We start from the raw sequence: 25495 nt of genomic DNA, 5'->3' as shown, positions 1-25495 counted from the left end.
GCAAAAAGCAAGCAACAAATAGACAAACCACATAAAATTGCCTACGCTGAATAGCTCAACGTTGTTAAATCAAATTTTTATAGCTCTTAGAAAGGAACCTTAATATGACAGTCGTCGTTAACTCACAAAACTTTGAAACAGAAGTCATTAAATCTGAAAAACCCGTTATCGTAGACGTTTTTGCAACCTGGTGTGGACCATGCAAACAAATAGAGCCTATTTTTGATGAGCTCTCAAAGGAATTATCAGGACAATACACCTTTGCCAAACTTAACATTGACAACGACCGTGATATTGCCATCCAGCATAGCGTAAGCTCAATTCCAACTTTTTTGTTCATTAAAGGCGGCGAGGTTGTTGCTCGCGAAACTGGCTACATGAGCAAAGAGGTTCTTAAAGACAAGCTTGAAACTATTTTCAAATAACCCTTAACAAAAAAGGAGAGAGGAAAATGGCCAAAGCGGTAAATGACCAAAACTTTGACCAAGAGGTCATGCAATCAAGCACCCCAGTTGTGGTCAAGTTTTTTGCAACGGAGTGCGGCGCTTGCAAAACGATGGCCCCTGTCTTTGAAGAGCTCGCCGAAGAAATGTCAAGCTGCAAATTTGCCGAATACAACATTGACAATTCACGCGAAAGCGCTGTCCAGATGAACGTCGCCTCAGTCCCGACATTTGTTATAATCAAAGATGGTCATGAAGTTGGCAGGGCGAACGGATCGATGAGTAAAGATAATCTCAAGAAAAAAATTGAAGCCAGCCTAGGCTGATTAGACACAGTAATACACAAAAAAGGAAGCAGCTTTGCAAAGCGGCTTCCTTTTTTGTGTTATTTTCTAGAACTTGTATTCTACGCCAACTTTCAAATAATATGACGTATCATTGCCAAGTGAATATAGCTTTGCAAGCGTCTCATTTGCTTCAAGGACACCAAAATTCGCTGGGGTTTTAACCAAACGCCTAAAAAAGTTTTTATCAAGCGGGACACCCTTAATATCAGTAAAGTAGCCAGCTGGAGCAAATAATCCAGTATTGCAAGCCATAGTGAGATCTTTAGATAACTGCAGCGACGACATTATATTAAATTCCGTTCCCATAAAGTTACGCGCTTTTTCTGTCGTTGATGCCTCACCCTTCTCTGCATCAAATTTTGCAGATGTCTTAGTTTTCCAATAAAACAGTAGGTTTGGATTAATTTTTAGACCCTTAACCCGGGTATTGGGTTTCCACAGGGCACTCACGCCAGCATATGCAATATCACTAAATGTGACATCTACGATGGCTTCGCGCTCTCCCCCAACAAGGGTAACTGGCATTTTCAAAAAGCGCTCTCCCAAAATTATAACGCTTTTTACTCGCTTACCAGAATACACTTCGTGCAACCCATTAAATCCACCATAACGTTTATTTACTTCCTCTGAATGCGGACTTTTATCTCCCGATGCATAGCCATATGCACCTGCAACAGTCAAGTGGATATCCTCAAAGGTGTAGGCAGCATCAATGACCCCCATCCATCCGGTAAACTTATTAACATAACCTTTTATAAAACGATCACTCTTATTAGAAAAATCATCGAATTTACCGTCTGTAGGAACTTCAATATTACCTTTGCAGTCAAGTCCAGACCTAAGTGCATACTCTTCGCTCACCTGTGTTACAGGAGCATTAATAGTCATATTAGGGTCAGATGTAACTAGGCCTTTTTGTAAAATATGCGAATATTCTTCGGTCAAATAAGCAAATTCTTCTCCATTTGAAGCCCTTGTACGCTTAATCTGTGACTTATTACGATCAATGGGAAACAAGGTTTCATGACCATAATTAACCGCAACTTCTCCACCCCACTCAAAGTTTTTAACCTTATGCTCGAGCGCAATACCAAAAGCACCCCACTGTGATTTTGAGTCAGGAGCTATTTCCACTTTTTGATCAGACGCAGCATTATAAAAAACATACGGTTCAAGCTCTAATGTTCCAATTTTATCGTGATCATAAACGGGCTTGACCTTAATGCGACCAGCAATCAATTCATCATCTTTATTCACACCACGCCATGGGGTTTCGCGACGACCAACTATGTGCGCGTTAACTGTATTAATTGTGTCCGAAAGTCCTTTACTACGTTCTTCAAACTTTGCATAGTAAATATCGTAGGCAAAACGGTCTTTGAAAAATTCCCCATGTAACAAAATGCCTGGAGGAGCCTTGTCTTCAGGGTAGGAATACAAACCCAAAAATTCTTTATTCAAACCATATGCTGAACCAAGAGCAATACCTCTTCCTAGATCAAATGGGAAATACCCTAGTTTGAGGGTATGAACTAGAGGGCTGTGGTAACCAATGGCTGCATTTAAACTAAACTGAAGCCACGCTTCTTTTGCCCAGATCAAAGGTTTACCGGTGGTGTGAGAGTGACTTCCAACCAGTGAGTCGCTAATTTTTACTTCTGATGGACTGTTTGGCCCGGACTCACGATCTGAAAACGATGCAGGCTTACCCCAAATACCCTTACTACGCAAAGCAGTAAATGCCTGTACAGCCTTATGTCCATACTTCTTTTCTCCGTACACAAAGTGTAAGGACGTATCCACCGTATGCTTGAAGTATTCGTTCTCATCTGGCATACATCCATTCAAGAGATAAATATTGTCCTGGTAATAATGTTCTACGCAAGCCCTACCACCAAAATTAAGTTTGTAATCACCATTTTCAATAAAAAGAGGCGGTTTTTTGCCTAAATCAAGACTTTGGGGGTTACTCATAGTTCCCTGAGTATCTTGTGCATGTAGGCAAGACACAAATACCGCTAAGCAAAACAGCGTGCTCGCCAAAGGTTGCATTATTCGTTGCATGTAAAATTCCTTTCAAACAATAAACATAATTTCAGAAAAAGTTGAGTGTGAGAGTATCGCCCATCTTATCTTTTTTGTCAATTAAAGGCGCTCACTCTGCGACTTTCTTGACAAATCTAAAGACTGAGGAGTGCCTTCTTGTTCATACTCGGCAAGCATTGCAAGCACACAATTAATTTTTCCAGCTCCAACAGTAACGAATAGGTCCCCCTCTTGCAAAATATCTAGGGCTCGATCTTTTACTTGCTCATAGGATGCACAATAAATAACATCAAGCAATGGATTCTGCTCAGCCATGGCCCGAGCTAAATTGAACGAGGTAATCTCAGCAATAGGCTTTTCGCTTGCAGGGTAAATATCAGCAATAAACAATCTATCAATGACATAATCCTGTTGAGCGCAAAATACATCGACAAACTCTTGCCATAATTTTTGGGTACGTGTAAAACGGTGCGGCTGAAAGGCTACATATAATTTTTTACGTGCCCGCTTTCTTGCAACCGTTAATGTATGCTTAATCTCTGTTGGATGATGGCCATAGTCATCAAAAAGCTCGGCACCCTTACATATCCCTTTTAATTCAAACCGGCGCTCAACACCACCAAATGTTGCCAACGCCTGTGCTATAACTTCAAATGACACATCACACTCTCGTGCAACGGCAATGGCTGCAAGCGCATTTTGAACATTATGTACCCCAGGCATATTAAGCTTCATACGTCCAATTAGTGTTCGCTGCCTCTGGCCAGTAGTATCAACCTTATAACTATATACATCAAAAACTGAAACTGTATCCCCCAGCTCAACAACTTCTCCTTGCAAGTCAGCATCATCAGAGAAGCCATATTTTGTCACACAAATGTGGGGAAGCGGTAGCAGAGATACTAACGGCTGGTCGTCAGCACATAAAAATGCTTTACCATAAAAAGGTAACCGTTCTAAAAAATTCTTAAATGTTGATTTAACATCATCCAAATCAGCATACATATCAAGATGCTCTGCATCCACATTGGTCACTACTGCCATTGTAGGATTTAAATAAAGAAGCGAGCGATCACTTTCATCAGCTTCAGCAATAAGCAGATCACTTTGTCCCAACTGCGCGTTGCTGGCAATGTTTTTAAGCACTCCTCCAACAATGACCGTCGGGTTGAGCCGTGCTTCAATTAAAATATGAGAAATCATCGATGTTGTTGTTGTTTTTCCATGCGAACCTGAAACCGCTATGCTAAACTTTGTGCGCATAAGCTCTGCAAGCATAAGTGCACGAGAAATAACAGGAACACCTTTTGTTTTTGCGGCAGCAATTTCTTCATTATCTTGGTCTATCGCTGATGAATAAACTAAAACGTCTGCATCATTAACATGATCCTTACAATGTCCATGATAAATAGTACAACCAAGTCCCTTAAGATGGTTAAGCTTTGAAGACTGTGCAGCCCCATCACATCCAGAAACTGGATAGCCCTGCAGTCGAACAATTTCAGCAATACCACTCATTCCAATGCCGCCAACACCAACAAAATGAATATGTTCTCTTTTTTTATACATACTTTAACTTTACTTATGCTTTAGCTTTTTTTAGGCCTGTTACTAATCTTACTGGCGGAAAAATTAGCAACTGCAGACCAGTGCGTTTTACATTTTTCAAGCCAGCTCTTTTTAATACTCTACTATATTCATTAGTGTACAAAAAATCAGAAATCAACACTTCTCCACCAGGCTTTAACACACGAACGATCTCTTGCAATGCACGCTCACGGGCGAGCTGACCGTCAATATTGTGAAGCACCAAATTTGAAACGACAATATCAAACAGGTTATCTTCAAACGGTAAACGACATGCATTGCCAGTAATAATCTCGACCCTCTGTTCAACCTGCTCAAGCGTTGCATTTTCTTGAGCCGCCTGCAAACTATTACCCGAAAGATCTGCCTCATCCCACGTATCAATGCCAACAGCTCTTCCTGTTGTTAGCTTTTTCGCTATACCAACTAACATAAGTCCACGACCACAACCAACATCAAGCACCCGTTCATTCCCCTTCAAGCGGAGGCCCGTGATCATTTGGTCACGCAAACGGTGTTTACCATACCTGCTACTCAAATACATAAACAAAGCTGGAAGAATGAACGAAGCAAAAATAATGCCAAACCAAATCCATGAAGAAAGGAAAGTAAAAAGAAACGACGGAAATCGAACATTAAGATATGCAAAAAACACCTTATAGAAAAATGGTACAAGAACCGCAGCGATTACTAAATTCCGTATCACTGCCGGCGCATCAAGCCCGTAGTCAGGTTGCTGTTTCATCATTCCTCTTTCAATAAATACTGAGTTAAACGAGTTAACCCCTTCTCCAGCAAATCTTTTTCACGAGCAAAACAAACTCGTATAAATGATTGAACGCTGTCCCCAAAACCAGAGCCCGGAACCAATGATACTTTTTTGCTTTGCAAAATGTCCATACAGACATCAGCTGTACGATCATAGCGCGTTTTCAAGAAAATATAAAATCCAGCATTCGGGTAAGAATATTTAATCAATCCTTTTGCAACCACCGGTTCTAATAACTCTACGGCACGATTACGATTTTCTTTAACTTGCTGATAAAACGACTGAACAATCTCGGGATGATCCAGAGCATACAGTGCGGCATATTGAGCTGAATTATTTAAACAATTCAAAAGCGCATCTTGCATACCAACAAGCGCCTTAATAAGCTTAGGGTGCGCAGCAAGAAATCCAACACGCCAACCGCTCATGGCAAAGTTTTTTGAAAAAGTATGGGCACTAACAAGCCACTCAGACTCATTAAGCAACGCCAGTGAGGATGTAAAATCACCTTCAAAAATATAATCAGCGTACGCTTCGTCAACGACCAAATAAATGCCCTTTTGAGCGCACCACTCAAGCAGCTGACGAATTTGTACAGCAGAAATAACATACCCCGTAGGATTACACGGATTTGAAAAAACAATCATCCTTGTTTTGGAAGTCGTTGCTGCCTTAATTTTTTCAATGTCAAACTGCCAAGAAACACCGCGTTCAAAATTGTCATCTTCAAGACATGACACTGTCACAACATTTGCCCGCGCCGCTTGAGCAAGCACCCGATAGGCTGGATAGCTAGGCTCAGGAATAATGACTTCATCGCCGGGGGCAAGAATTGAAAGGTACAAGATCGACAGCCCACCAATACAACCATGTGTGGGTAAAATTTGATCTGTAGTCAATTTTGTATGATATCGAGCAGATAGGGTTTGGGCCAAGCGCTCACGTAAAATATCGAGCCCCCAGCAGCTGCCATAGTAGTCAGTTATGTCTGTGCTCAACAATGTCTGGACATGCTGCTTTATTTGCAGGGGAATACCACCTAGTTTAAGAGCGCCCTGTGAGAGCGATATATTATCTTTATCACCACGAACAAGCTCCTCAATCCGCTTAATTTCTGAGAACGGAAGATTTAACATCAAAACCCTTTCAAATAAAAATTTCTACCCCTTCTCCCAGGTAAAAAAACTATCGACGTAAGAACATTATTGATTTTACCCAAATCACATCTATACTTCTGACTTAAAATATAGATAATGAAAAAATATAAAAGCCTTTAGTTAAGACAAATAAAAGAATATTTTTCAAATGATAAATAATACAAACAGTAACATACAATCAGAAATACTAAGCTATTATTGCTATGAAGAAGTTTATGATGAGATCTACTACACTCACTACAACATCAACTTTGTTTTCGTTGATGAAGATGATGAGGAAGAGGATCTGAACTATCTGTATATTGATGCGACCCCAAAAAATTCTAAGCACCGCCAGCTTTACCAATTGGAAGAGTCCCCAGCAAATACTTAAGATCATCATCTCCAAATCGCAAGCCTCCACCGAAAAATGGATTCGCTCGACGTTTACTGAAAACGTCGTCTATACCAAAATTGGTATACATATTTTTAAAGAAAAATACTCTGTTAAGCCATTTGACATGCGGCCTCATATCATGCAATGGCAACCTATTTTTCCCTCTAAAATCAAAAGCTTCAATCGTTGTTACCCAGTGCATTTTATCTGTTGGTAGAGGAACATAATAATCGGCGCCAAGACCAAACGTGCTCTCAAACATCCCAATACGGAAAGCGAGACGGTCAAAGCGCTTACCAAACTGCATCCCAAATAAAACATCAAACTTTTTACGTACCACTTTTTCCACATGGTCAGCAAACTCAATTTTGCGCTCAAGTGGAACATTGAGCTCACTAGCACGTAAAATATTGCCCTTCTCATCACGTCGAGTATAGAAAATATCTTCATACGAGAGACTTCCCTGTTCATCTCCTACAAACTGTATCAAGTAAAAGAAATCAGAGTTTGGACGTAAGCGAAGTTCAAAATAACCTTTTGAATTGTTATGGCGAAGAAAACTTTCCCCATGCATATCAATATTGAGCATCAAACCTGTTTGCTTACCTACATAATCCCTAAATCCACGAATCGTCTTCTTCAAATCTCCATACGTTTCATCTTCATTGATCAATTTCCCAACTACTCCCTTGCCGCTGTTGATTTTTTCAACTACCTCTGTTGCTCCATTAAAAGTTTGCTTAGCTCCATCGGCAGCATCACCAAATTTATCTGCACCTTTTTGCACCGCGTCGGTAACTTGCGGGATGCTATCTTTTAAACTTGCAACAGATGAACGCAAGTCTGAAGCAATAACATTAATATTTTCTTCGTTATTTTTCATGGTACGCTGCATCACCAAAGAAAAATCTGCAATGCGATCTGTCGCTTTTGCAACAGCATCGAGTGCTCCTTGCATTTGACCTTCACCCCTTTGCGTTGCAAACGTGTTTTTAAACGACGAAGTTATATCCTGCACAGTAGATGCAATATCTCGAACCTGATCAAGCAATTCACCCCAGCTAGCGGGGGTCCTCCCAGGCATTGACAGCATACTCCCAGGCAATAGAAAACCTGTTGACGAATCTCCAGGATCAATTTCTAAGTTCTTCGTTCCAATCAGACCATCCTGATGGATCATTGCATAAGCATTTTTTGCTAATTTAATGTTTTTACTGATGCGCAAGATAACCTCTGCCTTACCGTCAGATAGCAAGTCAATGCGATCAACCCAACCAACTTCAACACCAGCTATTTTTACAGGCGCTTTACTTGTCAGTCCACCCGTATCTTCAAAATAAGCTCTATACGAATAGTACTGATCCTTGTCCAATCTAAATGAACGAATATTGATACTTAGGTAAAGGAACACGCCTATGGCGACAAGTATAAATGCTCCTACACGCGTCTCTAAATTCACGAATACTTCCCAATTTTATCACATCCAATAAAGCCGAATAATTTTATATTCTTTTTCTGGTGCTTTATCGGATTGTTCTTGTTTTTTTACAGCTTCCTGAGCAGGCAATTGCCGCTGGGTGCCGTCTTTTTCTTTTTTATCTTTACCGGTCTTAACCTCAACTTCTTTGATTAGGGCAAGTAGTGTTTGCTCAACATTACCTACTTTTCCAGAAGATAGCACAGAAAATGTTTTCGGCAAAAGTTCCGACGAAAAAATTCTCTTAACATTATCAAGTATTTGGGGCCGCTGCTCATACAAAGGCTCTAGGTATTGCCAATTTGTAGCCCAATCTTGCGTCCACTCTTTTTTAAAGTTTACCACAAAATTTTTAAACACCTCTTTACGCTTTTTTGCATCATCTGCAAATGGTCGCCGCAACCCCAAAATGGCACACAAAGAATCTGAAAGCCAAAGAGGGTTAATTTTATCATCTGTCGTCCATGTCGTAAAGATATCCTGCAACGCAAGCGTTTGTTTGGATTGTGCTTTTTGTTCCTTAACCGGAGCCAGAGGAGGTGAATAAAAAACATCCAGTTCTTTAAATTCAGAAATATCGGATAGCTGCGAAATATCATCAAGCTTCCGATTACGCTCTTTTAAAAAATCAGTAAGTCGCTTAAGAATTTCTCCAGCTGCAAGCTTACCTTTAATTTCAAGTCCCCTTAAAAGCATCTGATACTCACTCTTAAATTGCTGAGCCTTAAAATCAAACGCCTCGTTAATATTAATTTTACCCCCCTCGCAGCTGACACAAATTTTAATTTGCCCATCAATGCCATCATACTGTCGTTTCAAATAAAAGGACTGCCATCGATTTAGATGGGGCAGATTTCGCAACAAAAATTTTTGCAAGCGCTTACTCTCTTTTTTCTCGGCGCTTTCTTTACCTAGATCTGCTGATTGGTTTTGTTTGATTTCACCCTGCTCTTCTTTTTTCTTTTCCTCAAAGCCAACTTGTAACATTGCAAGTCGGACACCATTGAGGGCTAATGTTTTTGCATGCTCACGCTCAACCATTGTACGGGTAAAATAGGCACCAACCAACACACCTCGAGCCAATTGCTCCACCAGTACGACAACCACCGAGAGCAGTAGCAGACAAATAACTAAAATCGCACCATTCTTCTTTTTAATCATAAACTCTCGACTGTTAAGCTATTGGCGGTGGGACTGGTGTATTTGGCCCAGCAGGAGGTAGTTGTGGTGATTGCTCCGGTACCGGTGACGCCTGTTGCAGCGCTGTCACTCCCGCCTGGTTGAGCTGCTGATCAATCGTTTGTTTTTTATTATCAACCACTGCTACCAAGTGATACGAAATTATTGGTAACAAAACGTGATACATTTCAGATTCTTGTAGCGTCTCGTCCCAAAACACCACATACAATTCAAGCCACTCAGGAGTAATTCCCTGACGCTCGGGCTTATCTCCCCATACCAAGGCTCGCTCGTATTCTTTCTTTTTTTCTAACTTTTCTTTTTTTTCTTTTTCATCGAGTTCTTTTTCTTTAACATACACCACCGACATTGCTTTCACCCCATCAGCAACGATGTATGACCTGACTGGCTCGTGCTTTTTCTTCGAGAATTCATCTACTTTAAACTCAACATTTCCAAGCTCTTCTGTCTCTTTACGCCATAATGTGTATACTTTATTTTCTCTTGTACTTCGTTGCTTATCCAACACAAGCTCGTACATAATACGGACCAGGCGCTTCTTTTTTTGTCCCATCATCTGCAAGGGATTGGTACAAATGAAATTCATACTCTTAAACGGGGCGAGCTCTTTTCTGCTAACTTTAATCGGTAGCCCTCGCTCATCAGTCAAACCGATAAAGTAAGACTTAAGTTTTTCTTCTCGCTCTTTTTTCTTGTCTTCTTTTGAAAAATCTAAACCAAGATTGTCAGGCATCAGCTGCTCAGCTTTTTTTTCTTGCCCATCCTGTGGTTGTCCTTTTGCTCCCTTATCCAACAAAACATCATCATGAAGTTGAGGTATATATGCGGTACTAACATCTTTTTCAAGCTGATTAAACAACATACCAACTTTACGACTAACGTCCAAAACACGACGTGAACGAGATAAATAATTCATCATGTTAAAGTATGCCTGAACAGCACCAAGAATGACAAAACTTGAAAGCGTAATAGCGAGTAGAAGCTCTATAATCATAAATGCTTGCACACGCCGCTTCATTTTTTCTTCTCTTCAGTGTCTTGAGGTATCGGCATGAAGCCGAGCATCACATCGTCCTGACTTATCAAACCAGTTTTCCAGCTCCCTTTAACCTTTATCAACTCAAGACGATCTGCAAACTGCTCAATGCCCGATTTTTCATGAATTTTTTCTTTCTTCATTTCGACTTTGAGCCCAACAAGAGCATGCTCTTGCAAAGCTGGCTTTTCAGGGACAAATTCGGGCGGATCGATAAAGACAGAAAATAAATCTTTTTTAATCAAAAAAATTTTCTGCGTGTGATCACGATCACCTAAAACTCGCAACATTGACTTCATCTGCAGACGAGCAGCAACGTAAACACCTGAGAGTAAAACAAAAGCTGCAATAAGCACCTCAATGAGCATAAATGCTCGCTTAACTTTCATTGCCTCCCCCACCACGTACTGATGGCTTAATGTATCCATCTCGCATGGTAAAGATGCCCAAAAATGGCATCGAGTTAAACGTTGCATCATCCTTTTTCTTTGCCTGGTCTTGATGAGGCCTATGCAAATGCAACGTCACATCCTGTACCAATCCATCTGGCAGGATATAACAAAAATATTTGCCACGATTCTCTTCCTCAGCAACAAACTGATTTCCCAGATAAAAAGATCTAATCTTGATTCCGTCGGGCAATAAATATTTTGTATCAAAATAACCAGAGCTTACCTGTTCAAAAACTTTTTTACGTGCATCATCGGGGGTTGCCTTTTCTTCTTCCACAAGAACAACATCCCTACCTTTACCTTTTGGAATAAAAGTAACCCGATAATTTTTTCGTTGCATAATTGCCTCTTGCCGAGCAAACGAAAGAATATTGTTCAAGTCGGCCAACACCGATTGCCATGATGCTTCTGGTGCTCTGCCAATCGCCCGAGGTAAAATGACGGCTGCAAGTACCCCTATAAGAAATACTGCAACCATCATTTCAAGCATTGTGAAAGCTTTTTTGATCACGTCGGAGCTTTTTAGTGACCCATAATGATTTTATACCGATCATCTTCTTCACCGCTTGGTCCAAACCACAAAAGCTCATAAAACTTGTATTTGTCTTTGTACTTTTCAGGTGGTGAATTATAAATAAATTCACTGCCACTCTTAGGTGTTATTGCAGTCTCACCATCTTTAAGAAATGGCCATTTGTGAGCAATGCGCTTATGACGTTCATCGTTTGGCTTAGGATTCTCAACCAATGAGTCAAGCCCTTCACGGGTTGATGGATACTTACCTAACTCAAAATAATACTCTTGTAAGGCACTTTGAATGTCGGTCATTTGAAACTGTACTTGAGCTGCCTGACTTTTAACAGTAAATTCTTGAATCTTTGGAATTACCCACATCAAAATTACAACAATCAAACCAAGTACAACCATGATTTCCATCATAGTAAATGCAGAACTTTTACGCATTATCATCCCTTCTTACTTAAAATTTTACAATTAAACTATCCAAGTTTAGCAAATACGTCAGTTAATTCCATAATTGGCAAGAATATAGCAAGAACAATAAATCCGACAACCGCTCCCAAAACCAATGTCATAACTGGATTTATTTTTGCCACGAGACTCTCAGTCAATTCATTAAGCTCTTCTTCATAATCACGGCCTACCACAAGCAACATTTCAGAAAGTTTACCCGACTGCTCACCGGTACTGATCATGTAGCTTGCTATTTTAGGAAACAACCCTGAATCGGTTAAGTATTTTGCGATTTTACCTTCTTTGATGATCTTATCACGAGCCTCAAGCAGTTTCTTTGCAAGAACTCGGTTCTCAATAATGTTACAAACAATATCCAGCGCTTCAGCTAAATTGACACCACTCTCAAGCAACATCCCTAGTGTCTGGCTAAATTGAACAACTGCTCGGGTCCGTGAAAAATAAGCAGTCATAGGAAATCGCAAGAAAAATTCATCCAACTTGTACTTTCCTTGAGGCCTCGAACTCCAGTACATGAATAATCCAATAAGAGCAATAGTACCAACAACTATCAATAAAAAATTATCTAACATAAAATCTGATGAAACTATGAGAACTTGTGTTATTCCAGGAAGTTCAACCCCCATGGTTCCAAACACATCTTTAAATTTTGGTACTAAACTTGTCATCAAACCAACAACTACTGCGACAGCAAATGAAATCATCATTATTGGATAACTCATTGCCTTTTTTACTTTCTTTTTCGTTGCTTCAGTACGCTCCAGGTAATCAGTCAATCGGAATAAAATGGTGTCCAACTTACCAGTTGCCTCACCGGCACGTACTAGCTGGATATAAACGTTAGAAAAAATTTTGGGGTAATTTGCCAGCTGACTTGCCAGCGACTCTCCAGATTTAACACCATCTTTGACACTGATCAAAATACGACGAAATCTCCCCTCAAACTGTTCGATCAAAAGCTCTAATGCTTGCAGCAGTGGAACGGCAGATTTAAGCAAAACACCAAGCTGACGAGTAAAAATAATAACAGTTTTTGCCTCAACCTTTTTCTCAAAAAGCATCGCCAGGGAAAATCCGCCACCATCAGCAGTCACTTCTTTAATACTGACAGGCATTAAAGCCTGAATTTTGAGTGCTTCTTTTGCAGCCTGCGGCGTTGGAGCATCAATACTTCCACTCACTCGTTTGCCATCTTTTGCAAAAGCATCATAGCGATAAAGAGGCATAAGCCTTTTCCTCTAATAAATTTCTGATCCGCTTTGTTAAAATTACTTGCAAAATAATCCCCTCTGCTGCTATCTTCATTACGCTTAAATTAAGCACTTACGTTTCATTTTAATACGTTACGGCAAAAAATAAACGAATGTAGCTGAAAGGATAAAAAATGAGAGTTCTGGCAGGACGTTATTGCCTTATTACTTTATCGTTACTTTTCACTTTCTGCAAAGCAATTGCTGAAAGTGCTCCCGAAAACCTTGATTTAAATACATTACTTCCAGAACAAACACCACTTCAATTCAGTACACGAAGCCTTAAAGATTGTTTGCAATCAGTTGGCGTAGGCATGACACACACGCGTGACTTTGAAGGACAAACACTACAACCAGTTTCAAAGACATCGATTTTTAATCAATCATTTGTCACATTCATCAAGGAATCATATAACCAAAAGAACTATGCCGACGTTCTTTCTCAAGATGGCTATCATATTATCCAGTTTTTTGAACTGTGTAATGAACTTAACCTAGATATCGAAACAACCTACGTTATCTTACGCTTATATAAAATCAAACTTGACTCAGCTGAAATCATTGACGCGTCAGTTTGCAATCAAATTATACACAGTCTTCCGCTCCTCCCTGAAAGATTTTTTGAGCACGGCGAAATTATACCGGAAGCAAAAACAAACCTAACATTTCTCAAACAGCATATTGAAGATAGTATGCTTTCAAAACTTACCAGCCACTACCACCAGTTTCAGGAACAGCCAGGAGAGTTTGTCACCAGCATAGCTGACGACATTGCACACTCACTCGATAGCCAGGTAGAAAAAATAAAACAAAATGTTCAAAAACATATGATCCAAGAACGTTTTAGACAAATGATTTTACGATTCCTCAATGCAGTCCTGGGCAAAGCAATTTGGAGCCAGCATAGCCCAGAAGGCATTTGGTCTTCATTCATTGAAATCTCTCATGGGCTCCAGCTTCTTGCTACACACGGCATTATCAACCACATGGACGATTTAGATGAACTGCTATGGCTAGTCACACACCGCATGTGCTTTTTTCTTGACCTAAGCGGATGGACGCTCCCGCTTGAATTTTATGAAGAAGTTGAAGATGATCTAGAAAACAAACTCGTCTATTTTTTAGAAACCAAAGAACAGGACGATGACATCAGAAGCAAAAAAGATATGCTCTCAGATGCATTACTCCAAGCAAAAGTAAAGGCCATTGCTTTTCACAAAAAAGGAGTCATGGCTCATCATTTTGTCGAAACAAACATACCTAAAAATTCTTTATTTCCTGATGCAGCACCTGTGATGGGAGACTCAATCAGGCCTGCAAGGCTATATCCATAGTCTGGCATCTGCTCTCGTAGTTTTTCAATAACACGCTCGTGGACTTGTTCGCTACGGACAAGTCCCTTGCGTCCAATGTCTTCCCGTTCTGCTTCAAACTGAGGTTTAATCAAAACAATAATTCTCCCCCCAGGTTTGAGCAATTCGCTAACAGCAGGCATAACTTTTAAGATTGAAATAAAAGACAGATCAAGCGTAACCAGATCAACTTTTTCAGGCAGTTGCTTAAGGTGGCGTAAGTTTGTGCGCTCAAGCAAAACCAATCGCTGATCGACACGTATTTTTTCATGTACTTGGCCGTACCCAACATCAACACCATACACCCGCGCAGCTCCATGCTGCAGCAAGCAATCGGTAAACCCCCCTGTTGAAATACCGGCGTCAAGCACCACTAAGCCATTGACATCAACCTCAAACGCCTTAAGCGCAGCCTCAAGCTTATGGCCAGCACGACTGACATATTTGTCTTGGCTGAGGTCAACCGTTATTTCTACCTCAGGATCAAGCATAGTACCAGGCTTGGTTTGCAGTTCGCCTCGAACAGTTACCTTCCCCTGCAAAATCAAACTTTGAATATGTGAACGTGACAAGGCTGGCCATTGCTGGCCAACCAAAACATCAAGCCGTGTTTTTACTTTTTTGCTCATGCAGCTTATTCGCCTTGAAGCTGTTCAAACAACTTCGATTTTTTGAAAAAGAATCTATTTGCCAGCATATCTTCGTTGCGCAAAATTTTGTCAAGTGCCATAACCGCATACAGATTATCATCAGTCTTAACAGTCAAGAAACCAGTTTGCTTGCTCTTTGGCACCGCCTTTCTAAAATCTGCAAGGCTCTTAACTTTAATGTCATTGATCTCATCAATAATCTCACCAGTTCGAATGACTTTGGCAATATGCGCTTGAGAGTTTGGCAACACATGTGTGATGATAAGTGCTGAATCATGCTGATGCTCTGGGCGATCAAACTTCATCAGTGATGATGCCAACCGTGGTGAGCGTGAAACAAGTGCACCCACATGATTCATCGTTAGCTCCATAACAACCATACCACCGATAATCTCATAGTCAGTGGCTTCAGGCTCAAACTCTGGATAAATCATGCGAATTGGCGGCAGGTAGATTTGCTCGAGTTTAAAGGTAAAATCTTTTCTCTGTCCTTTACGATACATCACACAATGAAGCATATCACCAACGGTGTAACGATTTAAAAACTCAAATAACGAAACTTTATCCTCACTCCACGGCACGTTCAGCTCACCATACATGTCAATGTCGTATCCACCAATTTGATAGAGCATGTCACCATCTTTAACACCAACGCGTTCAAACAGTGTGTGCTTAAATACTTTTGCAACATACCATCCTCCTGGCTCGGGGTTACCCAGCAACTTGACCATTTCAGGCGTTGAAAGAGTAAAGATACAACCAAGCACAGGCTTGCGTAAAAGCTTCACTTTGTACAAATCTTTAAGTGCATTTTTAACTTCGTTGATTGGAATGATGTATCCAATATTTTGAGCTGATGGAATGTTTGCATTATTAATCCCAACAACGGTTCCATCTGTTGCTAGTGCCGGCCCACCTGAGTTACCAGGGTTAATTGGTGCCGTTGTTTGAATGTAACCAAATGAACCAAGCCGTTCACGCCCACTCACAATACCCAACGTACTTTTCAGGCGTGACTGACCAAGTGGAAAACCAAGCGCCAAAACCTCTTGTGAACGCAAAACAGAGTCTGAATCGCCAAGTTTTAGAAATGGAATGGTTCCCAGTTTTTGCGAAATCTTTTCATACGCCTCTTGTGTTGGCTTGAGCAAAGCAATATCACGCTCTGGGCTAACACCAACAATTTCCATATCAAAGCGCTCCATACCAAAGCTCGGAATTTGAATTTGAACGGCACATGACTGAGCAACAACGTGGTAATTGGTGATCATGTCACCTTTTTCGTTGATGAAAAAACCACTTCCGGCACCTTCACCTTGATCAGGTGTTTTATACGGCTCAAACCAATTAAAATCAGTTGCTTGTGAATAAACTTGAACAACAGTATCTTTGACCTGCTTTTGTACATCAAGCCAGGTGTGGCCTGATTTTTCAGAAATTGAACGCTGCACCGGCTGAGGACGAGACACCCCAATGGCACCTTTAACCGTATCCTGAAACTGCTCTTGCAAACCTGTAAGCCTTGTTAAATCCTCTTGAATCTGGCTATGCTGCTCGTACAGGTAAAAACATGCACCAGCTAGTACAACGATGACTAAAACATTTACAAAACGCCTCATCATGCTCATTACATTCCTTCGCCTAGAAACTATCGATATAAAAACAAGGCCGCTGAACTAGCGACCACCATAAACATAAGAAAGTTTTCAGTCTAACAAAGCCTGAAAATAACAAAAGGATCGATAAAAAAAGAATGTGCTCTTGCTACTTTGCAACACTTACTTTTGCGTGCTTGATAACTTTACCCTTGAGCATATACCCTTTGGCAAGAACCTGTACAATGGCACCAGACGCATGGTCCGCTGAATCTACTTGTATAAGCGCCTCATGCTGATCGGGGTTAAATTCACCGTCGGTTTTGATTTCCTCAACCCCCAGATCGGTCATGGCTTTTTGTAAATTTTTGTACACAAGTTTAAAGCCTTCAAGCCATGAAGCATCATGCTGTTCACTTTTTTCTAGTGCCGCAAATGCACGATCAAACTCATCAACAATTGGCAGAACTTTTTCAAGCACGCTTGCCTGCGCCGTTGTCATCCACTCAATGCGCTCTTTTTCTACACGTTTTTTAAAGTTTTGAAAGTCGGCATTCAACCGCAGATATTGGTCTTTAAAGCTCTCTTCTTGCTGATTGTCTTTTACAACCTTGCTTTGTTCTGCAGCCTCTTGAGCTGCCTGCTGCTCTTCGTTTTTTTCTTCAGCTTGTTTGCAATCAATGTCTTGATGGTTTTTACACATAACACTTCCACCTAAATATTTTAAATAGAAAATAATAATGTATTTTTAGACGTTAAATAACAAGGAAAGTATAACATAGAAAGAGCTTTTAGAAAATAAGGGGCTCGAATTGAGCCCCTTATTTTATTCAGTTAATTACCATTAAAAAAAACGAATGTTTACTTCTTCTCGCTAGGGTTCTGCTCTGGAATCCAACTCCAGAAATATTTATCTTTTAATTTCTGATTAAACAAATAAAAATCAGGAAAAAACTCGTTTCTATTTATTAAGTATGCTGGAATAAGCGATGAATAGGCTGTAGCCTTCCACAAGCCTCTCTTAAAAAAAGACTTTAAGTTTCTTTCAGGATAGAGTCTGTGTTCTGTTACAAATTTAGTGTAAAGACACAAACCAGAAGCAAGGACACCAATCGAAACAGCCAGACCTTCCCTTACTTTACGATTAAGCCACTTCTCTTGTAGTTCTCTTAGTTCTCTTCGACTCTCATCGTTGTTTTTGCCACACATAGCCATGCCATTAGCACCAACAGCCATTAAACATGCAAGCAATACGGCTTTAGAAATACGATTAACCATGATATCCTCCATTTGGTTAATTAAACTTATACCCTACCAATTCTCGTCGCACACGCAACAAAATCAGTTAAACAGGCTTAATTTTGAATAACTGACATTAAATATAGCATAGCCACACTCTTAGTTAATGTCAAATGGGATATTTTTTATAAAAATTGCTCGATTTACCGCTCTAAATCGATCTTCAGAGAAAATCGTCACTCAAAGATCTTGGAACAGAGCCTCATTTAGAGCATTTTCAAAGAAATAATTACCCAAATATGCATACAGCTCACGCTGCCAGACATGATTACGTCCATGCCGGTTCTTGGTAAAAATGGACATTTTCCACGCTTTAGTGGCTTGCCAAATCTTCTCAAACTGCTCAGCCGAGCAATAACAATCATCACCACACTGCCAAAAAAGAACTGGTATATTCAAATGCTTTGCATACTCAGAAAGCTCTACAAATTTTCCCAAATCAGCACCACTGGTTGACTCGACTATCCACTGGCCAATATCTTGAAACCATTGAGCATCGGTTAGCCACGAACATGGTGATCCTGGTGGCTGACGACCACAAACTAACGACGGATACTGTGCTATTTTTCTGACCACACTTGCCACATTAGGCCAGCACCCATCAAGTATTAATTTTTGAAAAAGATTAGGTTTTAGTGCCTGTGCTTTTGCAAAAATGTAGGATGAATAACACAGTGCTATACCATAGGTATGCTGATACTGTTTTTTTTGCTTTACTGCCTCTACAACTGCGTATAAATCGTCATGCTCTTGCTGGCCTAGCTTTGTTGCTGCCATATCAACACCAAACAGACACTTCGTACCAAAGCCCAACCATGCTGCAAGACTAAACCAGGAGCTATCTTTGTAAACACTGCCCCCCTGTCCACGATAATCAAAAAATAACAGATCATAGTTGGGGAAAAGATCTACAAACGAGATCATACGCTCTTTAGGCACCGGAAAGCCAGGACCTATAACTAAAAGTGTGTTACTCTTTCGCTTAAGGTACAAACACTCAAGGTCATTACTTTGGCAGTCAGCAGTTATAATTTCTACATCATACTTTTGACAAACACTGTCGCGCACATGCTGGTGTTGCGTAATGAACTCAGCCTCAAAATAATTCGAGTTCTTGAGGTGAGAATAGTTGCTATATGCCGCCTCAATCGTCCCGTCAGAAAACATCTTTGTCTGACTTTGGTTATTAATTTTAAACAATGTCGACTCTTGCTCTATGGCATAAACTGCACCAGTAAAGAGCACGGTCACAAAAGCCATATTACCCATAAAACGCTTCACTCTATCACTCCTTGCATTCTAAAAAACACTATTTTACACTAGGAAAAATTAGTCGTACACCACCGAGGAGTCTTGATGTTTTTAACCATTCTACAAAGCTTTACCCCATGGATAATCTATTTCTCACTTGAGCCTGCAGCACATGCTGCACCACTCGCACTCATAGTAAATGCAATCTTTAACTTCAAGCGACTTAAAAAAGTTTTCGTAATTGAATGGGGAACGCTTATCTACTTTTCAATTTTGTCTGTCTGCAATATCGTGCCATCACTCCAAATAGCTATTGGTAGTCATGCATATGCTAACGCAAAAGTAGCACTTGCAAGCATCATGTGGATTTCAATTTTTATCAAAAACCCATTTAGCATGCAATATGCGAAAGAGGATGTACCAAGAGAGTATTGGAACACCTACGCTTTTAAATTCATCAATTACACAATATCGGCAGTATGGGCACTAACGCTTTCTGTTAAATCACTACTCGCCTATTTTCTTCCCTTTTCACTTTCATCATCTCAATGGCCTGTAAAAATAGGTCTTGTCGCGCTGTGGGCATTTCCTATTATTTTCACGTCATGGTTTCCAGAATGGTATGTAAAAAATTATACACCGAAAAAATAGCCCCTTACTATTTTTTCGCATACCACTTGTATGAATCAAACACCCGTTTCAGATTAGCCTTTTTAATGACTGAAAGCTCGTATTTACCTAGAAATTCATCTTGGCCTTCTTTGCTCAATCCAGAAAGATAACGAAGCACCAAGTCGCTCTTCCAATCATTTTTTGTTGAATCCGCAAACCATTTGTCCCAATCTTTTGGCTTTGCCCCAAGCAACTTATCTACAACTTCTTTTGCCACTTCTTCTCTTTGAGCAACCTGAGCCGGTAAATTTTGCACTGCACCACTCAGCTCATTGAGTTGACTTGCATCTTCCATTTTTGCTTTCAGCTGACCACGCTCAGCCCACTTTAAAATATCCAGGTAATTTTTGTACGGTAACAAAAACGCTCCATCTTGCTCTTTTAGCAATTGGCCGCTATCACCCTTCTGGTCAGTAATCAGTTGTTGCCCAATGGCCGCTAAAACACCTGAGGTAACAAGAGCGGAAAGTGGTTTTTTCAAGCTAGCTTTTACACCACGCTCACGCATAACAAGCTTAAGTTCACGGACAACATTTAGGTAGTTTTCATTTTCCAGTGCACCACCCACGCTTTTCAACTTTGCTCTATCAACAGCTAATGGATCAATAATCTGTGTTTGTGGGATATTAAGATCTTCAGGCACAGGTATCACCACAGGAAGAGCAACACCTGGTTCATCACTAAGGTCTTCAACCGACTCACTACGAATATCCCAACGCTTGTGCTGCTCACCAACCCTGAAATAAATGTTACCGCGCCTGTCCGAACGAGGCTGATAACTCTCATCAATCTTACCATCAACATACAATGGAACACGCTTCCCAAAGTCCACTGATTTTGCAAATGAACCATCATCATTTTGCTCAGCCCATAAGGTGTATTTAAACAGATTTCCATTTTCAACGGAAAGCAACTCACGATCCCAGCCTACATTACCACGACCTGCTCCACGATTAATAAACGAAAGGTGTCGTGGCATAAAATTCTCAAATTCTCCTTCTTTTAGTAACAATGCTGCAGGGAATTGTAGGATTGTTACCAAACTCTTATCTTTGAAAAAAGCAGCTTTAAAATACCATTTTTTATCCGATAAGCCTTCATGTTTTTGGCCAGGAAGTGCACCCTTATATTTTTTTGTTTCCAAAGAAATCGCACACGCATAGTCAGTATCACTTCCCTCTCTGGCAGGATCAAACAGGCTAACAGCAGAAGGAATTGCATGCAGCAAGCCAAAGACAATTAAACCTAACCAAGTGGCAAATAAGCGTATACCCACTTTTTTCACAGTGCACCCTTTGTTCTAAAACCAAACTAGTTTATCAACCGAATCAATGATAAAAAATGGTTCGAGAAAAAGTCAACTGCTCCAAATTAATTAAACACTTTCTATATATTGATCAAATTCACTATCGCTGAGCCAGCGCTTTTCACGAACTAGGCAGCGCAGCTGTTTTAACGCACGTGAAGATTTAAACGGGGTTGAGCGTAATTTTGCACCACGGTAGTTATACAAGTGACATTCAACATTACGTTTTCTACACGCGCGACGAATTTTGCGTAGTTCTTTTTTATTATCGTCAAAAACAATAATTCTTGAGGGCGAGTATGAGGCCTGATCCAAAAAAGATACCAAGACATTTCCCTTATTTTGTCGATTAGCAAACAAAATCCCACTATGAAGTCTTGGATAAACATTTTTATGCTTGGGCAATTTCGTAAACCACTGATCTTGAAATGAATCACTAAAATTAATACCCAATGCTTTAAGCATATCAGTTCTCATAAGTGCTGCATCATCAATGCTACCATATTTTCCAGACCATGAGGCAGTCAGGCCAAGCACTTTAGAGTCAGCAGCTTTGAATGTTTCAACTACTTGAGCAGCTTCTTGTTCAATAAGCTCACGCTGAGCCTGAGCAAAAATAGCACTAACACACTCGTCTCTTGGTCTCTCAAATAAAAGCTGGGGAAACCGAAAAAACAATTTTATACGAAACCACGGCGAATACTGCGCAGGATTTGCCGCTGCATCTGGTGAATGAATGAGCGTGTCATCAACATCAAACAATACTAGCGTCTGCCCATCGGCTTTTGCTACTGCCGAGGCAACCTCTGCATCATTGTATGATGAAAATTGAATAATCTTTGATTTCTTTCTATGACTTCTTTTTACAGCGCAAGCAATGCCACTAAAGCACATCACTAGCATAAGAAGTATATGGAGTATTTTCATATATAGTCTCATTTTAATTGGGCAGTATCACTCAGAACTGCCTTTGCTTGGTTTAAAAATTGATCGCCAAAACCTTCATTGTACAAAATATCAAAGGCAATATTCTGATGAGCTATACCACGCTCAAGCTTATATGGATAACTAAAATTACCATCACGATCATACTCAACACTTACTTTGTAGTTAGTAAATGATTTTGTCTGATCTTGTAAATTAGTCAAAATTGGAAAGTGTGTTGGACTAATGCACGAAACATGCTCATACTCGCCAAGCTGTTTGATAAACGCATAGGCTGCGGCTTGACCCTCCTCAAAGGTCGTTCCATTAAATACCTCATCTACTGCCATTAAGCATGACTTGCCCATTTGGTTTGTCCGTTCGGCAATATCCATGAGATCTCGCGCACGCAAAACACCTGCTTTAAAGTGTGAATTTCCAGCTGCAATATCATCAGTGATATTTAAATAAGTCCTAAAAATATGAAATGGCTTAAGCTTACATTGTTTGGCACAAGCAATAGTCAATGTTTGGGGAATCAATGCATTAATAAAAAATGCTTTCATTGTTGTTGACTTTCCTCCCGCATTAGGGCCAGTGATAATGGCACTCGTACGTTCTTGTTCGCCAAGCGTAAGCGAGTTAACAATGGCCTTGTCTCTATCAAGCAAAGGATTCCAAAAATCTTGCTGTTCACACAGTGGCTGCATCGACTGATTTTCAACAAATTCTGCAAAGCAAACTGGAGTCTTGCCTTCTTGCTCAATTTCGGTATAAAGCCGAGCTGTTGATAGCAAAACATCAACATCACCAACAGCCATCATCAATTTTCCAAACTGCCCCTTCACCTTACCTAGCAATTTATATGCGGCAATCACCTGCCCCAAATAGGTATAGTATGATGGCTCCTCCTTAAATGTGTCCTGTTCAAGCAAAGCCACAAACTGCTCCATTTCTTCAGACTGCCGATCAAATTCTTCATATGCTTTTTTGAGTCGCTGAATTTCTGGAATATTGGCCCTACTGATCTGCTCATCATCAATTAATGCTTTCACGTTACGTAAATAAAGAGCAATATAATTCAATTTTTCGTGAATACACCTTAGATAGGTACTGTCAACATACCACCATCCATCGATTAAGTGGTTTAAATGTCTACCGTTATTAACTGCTGCTATGGTGCCCTTAGCTGCCTTCATAGCTGGCAATTCACGATCAGTGCCCAATTTCTCCATAGCAAAAAATAAAAGACCGGGCAGACTAAACTCAGTTACATGGTCACCAATACGAAAATACTCATTGATTGAATCGATTGTTTCTTGCCATGATGTTTCACGTGCTAAAATACTAAGTGTACGCAACGAAAGCGTTGCAACACTCAACCCCATTAAAGCAGTACCTATAACTTTTTTTGTATCATTTAAACGATGATTGATCTCAAGCAGCAGAGGACTCTCATTAAACGATTGCGAGCAGTCTTTGAGAAAATCGATTTCTTTCTCAAAAGGGAACTTAATGCAAAAATGTTGAATCATGCTCTCATACATGCCATCGTCCCAAAGTGAAAGCAAAATATTTTCGCTTGTTTGTAAAACATTCAAATTTTTATCGAGTATTTCGCGCAACTGCTCATCATCACAGACAGCTTTAACAGCATTTTGACGTTTTTTAAGCTCTTCAATATCTGCAGTTGGTGTAATCAGACGGTGGTAAAGCATAGCACGTCCAACTTCTGTACAGGTCCTATCCAGCTTCTGGGCAAGATATAGCTCAGGATGCGCTCCTGATCCACATAGTATTTGCAAGTCTTTCCAAGAAATAGTGTCCATGGAGCAATCTTCATCTACATGATGTTGCTCACTCCCCTGTTCTGCTTGCTCAAAGGCTGCAAGCATAGCAAAAACTAGCCTTCGCTTTTCTTGTACTCCAAGATCCTTTTGCTTTTCAAACGTTTCTTCAAGTACCTGATAAAACTCTTTGTCATCGTTGATTAGGTCACTCAAAATACCAGCATCACTTTGCAGTGAGCTATCCGTAAGCGTTTTTAAGTTTTCCTGAGCAATTTGCTCATAAATACCGTTTTTAGTGTCACTTGCATGTAAAGAAACACAAAAAAAGCAAAGCATTATAGACAATAAAATCTTGCTGTTTACTTTATTCACAAAAAAATCCCCCTCAAAAAACTAACTTTTCAAACTTACTTTTGAGCTTGCTGCGCACCAATAATATTACCCAAAACCTTGGACTGGCCAACAAGCAAAACCTTACCATCTTTTTGCTCAAACGTAATATCACCTTTCACAACAGTATCAACAAGCTCAAGTACTTGCTCCTCTTTTTTCTTATCACTGCGCTCTGGAAAAATAATTGATTGATTAATGCTACACTCCTTTAACCAAACCTTTTTAGCATATATTGTCAGTTTTTCGAAGCGAGTATCTTCAGCTTCTAGCACCCCGACTATGGTCGCATCGCTCAAAATTTTGCATTTCTCAAGCTCTGCTCGTCCATTAACCTTAACCTCATTAAAGGTACAGTTACGGGCTTTAAGTCTACCGTTAACCTGAACAAGCCGATCAACCTTAACATCTTCAAGATCGCCAACACCGTTAACACTTAACGTGTCTTTAATGTGATCTTTTTTTAATGTTGCCGTACCATTAACGGCCAAAGACTTGTGCTCACCTTCCTCTGTAACCATTTTCCCGTTAAAAAACGATGTGTCAGCAACCCAACGCTTAACTGATTCTGGCACAAAATCTGCCCACGACCACGCTGCACAACTTTGCCCCAAAAGAATGGCACTAAACAATAATACTTTTACATTTTTCATCTTATACACCCTTCATTATTTTTTACTTTTTCTCATCTGCTCAAATGCCGTAGGTACCACACTACTTTCAACAAAATTTTTAATATACTCAGCTACCTGTTCTGGGCCTACGTTTGTTGTATCAATTTCAAAATCATAAACCAAACCCTCATGAGCCTTTTGATAGTAGGCTCGAGCATGGCCCTTCGGCGACGTCCCCCGCTCACGCTCTCTTTGCTCAATTACATTAATATTAGCCTTAATACCAATAAAATAGACCGGTACATCTTTTAGCACCTTCATAAGTTCATCAAGCCATGCTCGGTCATACATAATGTAATCAACCACTACATTATTGCCCTGCTTGGCATAAGCAGCAATTGCATGGTGCATACCAGCAATGACCTTTCTACCTTCGAATCCGATGTCTAAATAAAAAACGTCATGCCCTTCGGGTGTTTTTTGAGCACGGCCTTGCATGACACGCCTAGTCTCTTCTGT

General features: G+C 40.2%; 25 protein-coding genes. 4 read left to right on the top strand and 21 right to left on the bottom strand.

What is annotated here, in order from left to right; translation table 11 throughout:
* Nucleotides 1-104 precede the first annotated feature (104 nt).
* Together trxA and H6679_03200 are read left to right on the top strand one after the other, a co-directional pair.
* Nucleotides 105-425: a thioredoxin gene (gene trxA, locus H6679_03205; GenBank protein MCB9493256.1), complete on the top strand. Its 321-nt coding sequence runs from the start codon at nucleotides 105-107 to the stop codon at nucleotides 423-425.
* Nucleotides 426-451: 26 nt separating this feature from the next.
* Nucleotides 452-769, top strand: a complete 318-nt coding sequence (locus H6679_03200) for a thioredoxin family protein (GenBank protein MCB9493255.1) — start codon at nucleotides 452-454, stop codon at nucleotides 767-769.
* Between the two features lie 66 nt (nucleotides 770-835).
* On the opposite strand, the gene H6679_03195 is transcribed toward H6679_03200, so the two are convergent.
* The 11 genes from H6679_03195 to H6679_03145 all read right to left on the bottom strand — a co-directional run bounded on the left by H6679_03195 (nucleotide 836) and on the right by H6679_03145 (nucleotide 13109).
* Entirely contained in the window at nucleotides 836-2854 is a 2019-nt protein-coding gene (locus H6679_03195) for a hypothetical protein (protein ID MCB9493254.1), read from the bottom strand.
* 81 nt (nucleotides 2855-2935) lie between these two features.
* Nucleotides 2936-4405 (bottom strand): UDP-N-acetylmuramate--L-alanine ligase, encoded by a 1470-nt coding sequence (locus H6679_03190; GenBank protein MCB9493253.1) that lies wholly within the window; start codon nucleotides 4403-4405, stop codon nucleotides 2936-2938.
* Between the two features lie 13 nt (nucleotides 4406-4418).
* Nucleotides 4419-5168 carry a class I SAM-dependent methyltransferase gene (locus tag H6679_03185; protein ID MCB9493252.1) on the bottom strand — a complete coding sequence of 250 codons (750 nt, stop codon included), beginning with the start codon at nucleotides 5166-5168 and terminating at the stop codon, nucleotides 4419-4421.
* Entirely contained in the window at nucleotides 5168-6328 is a 1161-nt protein-coding gene (locus H6679_03180; GenBank protein ID MCB9493251.1) for a pyridoxal phosphate-dependent aminotransferase, read from the bottom strand. The genes H6679_03185 and H6679_03180 overlap by 1 nt, the downstream gene beginning before the upstream one ends.
* A gap of 344 nt (nucleotides 6329-6672) precedes the next feature.
* Complete coding sequence (locus H6679_03175; protein MCB9493250.1) at nucleotides 6673-8184, bottom strand: MCE family protein; 1512 nt, start codon at nucleotides 8182-8184, stop codon at nucleotides 6673-6675.
* Between the two features lie 18 nt (nucleotides 8185-8202).
* Nucleotides 8203-9363, bottom strand: a complete 1161-nt coding sequence (locus tag H6679_03170) for a hypothetical protein (GenBank protein ID MCB9493249.1) — start codon at nucleotides 9361-9363, stop codon at nucleotides 8203-8205.
* A gap of 13 nt (nucleotides 9364-9376) precedes the next feature.
* Complete coding sequence (locus tag H6679_03165; protein ID MCB9493248.1) at nucleotides 9377-10420, bottom strand: hypothetical protein; 1044 nt, start codon at nucleotides 10418-10420, stop codon at nucleotides 9377-9379.
* On the bottom strand, nucleotides 10417-10827 hold the full coding sequence (locus H6679_03160) for a hypothetical protein (protein MCB9493247.1): 411 nt from the start codon (nucleotides 10825-10827) through the stop codon (nucleotides 10417-10419). Before H6679_03160 ends, H6679_03165 begins: the two co-directional genes overlap by 4 nt.
* Nucleotides 10817-11401 (bottom strand): prepilin-type N-terminal cleavage/methylation domain-containing protein, encoded by a 585-nt coding sequence (locus H6679_03155; protein MCB9493246.1) that lies wholly within the window; start codon nucleotides 11399-11401, stop codon nucleotides 10817-10819. Before H6679_03155 ends, H6679_03160 begins: the two co-directional genes overlap by 11 nt.
* 11 nt (nucleotides 11402-11412) lie before the next feature.
* A complete protein-coding gene (locus H6679_03150; GenBank protein ID MCB9493245.1) occupies nucleotides 11413-11853 on the bottom strand; it encodes a type II secretion system protein GspG in 441 nt (146 codons plus the stop codon).
* 35 nt (nucleotides 11854-11888) lie between these two features.
* The gene (locus H6679_03145; protein MCB9493244.1) at nucleotides 11889-13109 is read right to left on the bottom strand and encodes a type II secretion system F family protein; all 1221 of its coding nucleotides are present in this window, start codon (nucleotides 13107-13109) and stop codon (nucleotides 11889-11891) included.
* A 158-nt stretch (nucleotides 13110-13267) separates the two neighbouring features.
* On the opposite strand from H6679_03145, the gene H6679_03140 reads away from it, so the two are divergent.
* A complete protein-coding gene (locus tag H6679_03140; GenBank protein ID MCB9493243.1) occupies nucleotides 13268-14467 on the top strand; it encodes a hypothetical protein in 1200 nt (399 codons plus the stop codon).
* Here H6679_03140 and H6679_03135 read toward each other — a convergent pair.
* From H6679_03135 to H6679_03115, 5 genes are all read right to left on the bottom strand, one after another.
* Nucleotides 14371-15114 (bottom strand): TlyA family RNA methyltransferase, encoded by a 744-nt coding sequence (locus tag H6679_03135; GenBank protein ID MCB9493242.1) that lies wholly within the window; start codon nucleotides 15112-15114, stop codon nucleotides 14371-14373. The two genes, H6679_03140 and H6679_03135, sit on opposite strands and share 97 nt — an antisense overlap.
* 5 nt (nucleotides 15115-15119) lie before the next feature.
* The gene (locus H6679_03130; GenBank protein MCB9493241.1) at nucleotides 15120-16763 is read right to left on the bottom strand and encodes a trypsin-like peptidase domain-containing protein; all 1644 of its coding nucleotides are present in this window, start codon (nucleotides 16761-16763) and stop codon (nucleotides 15120-15122) included.
* A gap of 136 nt (nucleotides 16764-16899) precedes the next feature.
* Nucleotides 16900-17433, bottom strand: coding sequence for a nucleotide exchange factor GrpE (locus H6679_03125; GenBank protein MCB9493240.1), 534 nt, complete (start codon nucleotides 17431-17433; stop codon nucleotides 16900-16902).
* A gap of 158 nt (nucleotides 17434-17591) precedes the next feature.
* The gene (locus H6679_03120; protein MCB9493239.1) at nucleotides 17592-18008 is read right to left on the bottom strand and encodes a hypothetical protein; all 417 of its coding nucleotides are present in this window, start codon (nucleotides 18006-18008) and stop codon (nucleotides 17592-17594) included.
* Between the two features lie 201 nt (nucleotides 18009-18209).
* Nucleotides 18210-19310, bottom strand: a complete 1101-nt coding sequence (locus H6679_03115) for a hypothetical protein (GenBank protein MCB9493238.1) — start codon at nucleotides 19308-19310, stop codon at nucleotides 18210-18212.
* A gap of 75 nt (nucleotides 19311-19385) precedes the next feature.
* Between H6679_03115 and H6679_03110 the strand changes: the two genes are divergently transcribed.
* On the top strand, nucleotides 19386-19931 hold the full coding sequence (locus H6679_03110; protein ID MCB9493237.1) for a hypothetical protein: 546 nt from the start codon (nucleotides 19386-19388) through the stop codon (nucleotides 19929-19931).
* A 7-nt stretch (nucleotides 19932-19938) separates the two neighbouring features.
* Here H6679_03110 and H6679_03105 read toward each other — a convergent pair whose 3' ends face one another.
* The 5 genes from H6679_03105 to H6679_03085 all read right to left on the bottom strand — a co-directional run bounded on the left by H6679_03105 (nucleotide 19939) and on the right by H6679_03085 (nucleotide 25474).
* A complete protein-coding gene (locus H6679_03105) occupies nucleotides 19939-21237 on the bottom strand; it encodes a hypothetical protein (protein ID MCB9493236.1) in 1299 nt (432 codons plus the stop codon).
* Nucleotides 21238-21327: 90 nt separating this feature from the next.
* Nucleotides 21328-22185: a DUF2608 domain-containing protein gene (locus tag H6679_03100; protein MCB9493235.1), complete on the bottom strand. Its 858-nt coding sequence runs from the start codon at nucleotides 22183-22185 to the stop codon at nucleotides 21328-21330.
* A gap of 8 nt (nucleotides 22186-22193) precedes the next feature.
* Complete coding sequence (locus H6679_03095; GenBank protein MCB9493234.1) at nucleotides 22194-24344, bottom strand: hypothetical protein; 2151 nt, start codon at nucleotides 24342-24344, stop codon at nucleotides 22194-22196.
* A gap of 35 nt (nucleotides 24345-24379) precedes the next feature.
* Nucleotides 24380-25015, bottom strand: a complete 636-nt coding sequence (locus H6679_03090) for a hypothetical protein (protein ID MCB9493233.1) — start codon at nucleotides 25013-25015, stop codon at nucleotides 24380-24382.
* Between the two features lie 15 nt (nucleotides 25016-25030).
* Nucleotides 25031-25474 carry a hypothetical protein gene (locus H6679_03085; GenBank protein ID MCB9493232.1) on the bottom strand — a complete coding sequence of 148 codons (444 nt, stop codon included), beginning with the start codon at nucleotides 25472-25474 and terminating at the stop codon, nucleotides 25031-25033.
* Nucleotides 25475-25495 lie beyond the last annotated feature (21 nt).

It is taken from the genome of Campylobacterota bacterium (assembly GCA_020633995.1).
Taxonomy (GTDB): domain Bacteria; phylum Babelota; class Babeliae; order Babelales; family RVW-14; genus JACKCO01.
Note: the sequence above shows the minus strand (reverse complement) of the source record. Positions and strands in the feature narration are given on the sequence as shown.

Coding starts and splice junctions, on each gene's coding strand:
- trxA (MCB9493256.1), top strand. CDS start 105: ATGACAGTCGTCGTTAACTCACAAAACTTTGAAACAGAAGTCATTAAA.
- H6679_03200 (MCB9493255.1), top strand. CDS start 452: ATGGCCAAAGCGGTAAATGACCAAAACTTTGACCAAGAGGTCATGCAA.
- H6679_03195 (MCB9493254.1), bottom strand. CDS start 2,854: ATGCAACGAATAATGCAACCTTTGGCGAGCACGCTGTTTTGCTTAGCG.
- H6679_03190 (MCB9493253.1), bottom strand. CDS start 4,405: ATGTATAAAAAAAGAGAACATATTCATTTTGTTGGTGTTGGCGGCATT.
- H6679_03185 (MCB9493252.1), bottom strand. CDS start 5,168: ATGAAACAGCAACCTGACTACGGGCTTGATGCGCCGGCAGTGATACGG.
- H6679_03180 (MCB9493251.1), bottom strand. CDS start 6,328: ATGTTAAATCTTCCGTTCTCAGAAATTAAGCGGATTGAGGAGCTTGTT.
- H6679_03170 (MCB9493249.1), bottom strand. CDS start 9,363: ATGATTAAAAAGAAGAATGGTGCGATTTTAGTTATTTGTCTGCTACTG.
- H6679_03165 (MCB9493248.1), bottom strand. CDS start 10,420: ATGAAGCGGCGTGTGCAAGCATTTATGATTATAGAGCTTCTACTCGCT.
- H6679_03160 (MCB9493247.1), bottom strand. CDS start 10,827: ATGAAAGTTAAGCGAGCATTTATGCTCATTGAGGTGCTTATTGCAGCT.
- H6679_03150 (MCB9493245.1), bottom strand. CDS start 11,853: ATGCGTAAAAGTTCTGCATTTACTATGATGGAAATCATGGTTGTACTT.
- H6679_03145 (MCB9493244.1), bottom strand. CDS start 13,109: ATGCCTCTTTATCGCTATGATGCTTTTGCAAAAGATGGCAAACGAGTG.
- H6679_03140 (MCB9493243.1), top strand. CDS start 13,268: ATGAGAGTTCTGGCAGGACGTTATTGCCTTATTACTTTATCGTTACTT.
- H6679_03135 (MCB9493242.1), bottom strand. CDS start 15,114: ATGAGCAAAAAAGTAAAAACACGGCTTGATGTTTTGGTTGGCCAGCAA.
- H6679_03130 (MCB9493241.1), bottom strand. CDS start 16,763: ATGAGCATGATGAGGCGTTTTGTAAATGTTTTAGTCATCGTTGTACTA.
- H6679_03125 (MCB9493240.1), bottom strand. CDS start 17,433: ATGTGTAAAAACCATCAAGACATTGATTGCAAACAAGCTGAAGAAAAA.
- H6679_03120 (MCB9493239.1), bottom strand. CDS start 18,008: ATGGTTAATCGTATTTCTAAAGCCGTATTGCTTGCATGTTTAATGGCT.
- H6679_03110 (MCB9493237.1), top strand. CDS start 19,386: ATGTTTTTAACCATTCTACAAAGCTTTACCCCATGGATAATCTATTTC.
- H6679_03100 (MCB9493235.1), bottom strand. CDS start 22,185: ATGAAAATACTCCATATACTTCTTATGCTAGTGATGTGCTTTAGTGGC.
- H6679_03090 (MCB9493233.1), bottom strand. CDS start 25,015: ATGAAAAATGTAAAAGTATTATTGTTTAGTGCCATTCTTTTGGGGCAA.
- H6679_03085 (MCB9493232.1), bottom strand. CDS start 25,474: ATGCAAGGCCGTGCTCAAAAAACACCCGAAGGGCATGACGTTTTTTAT.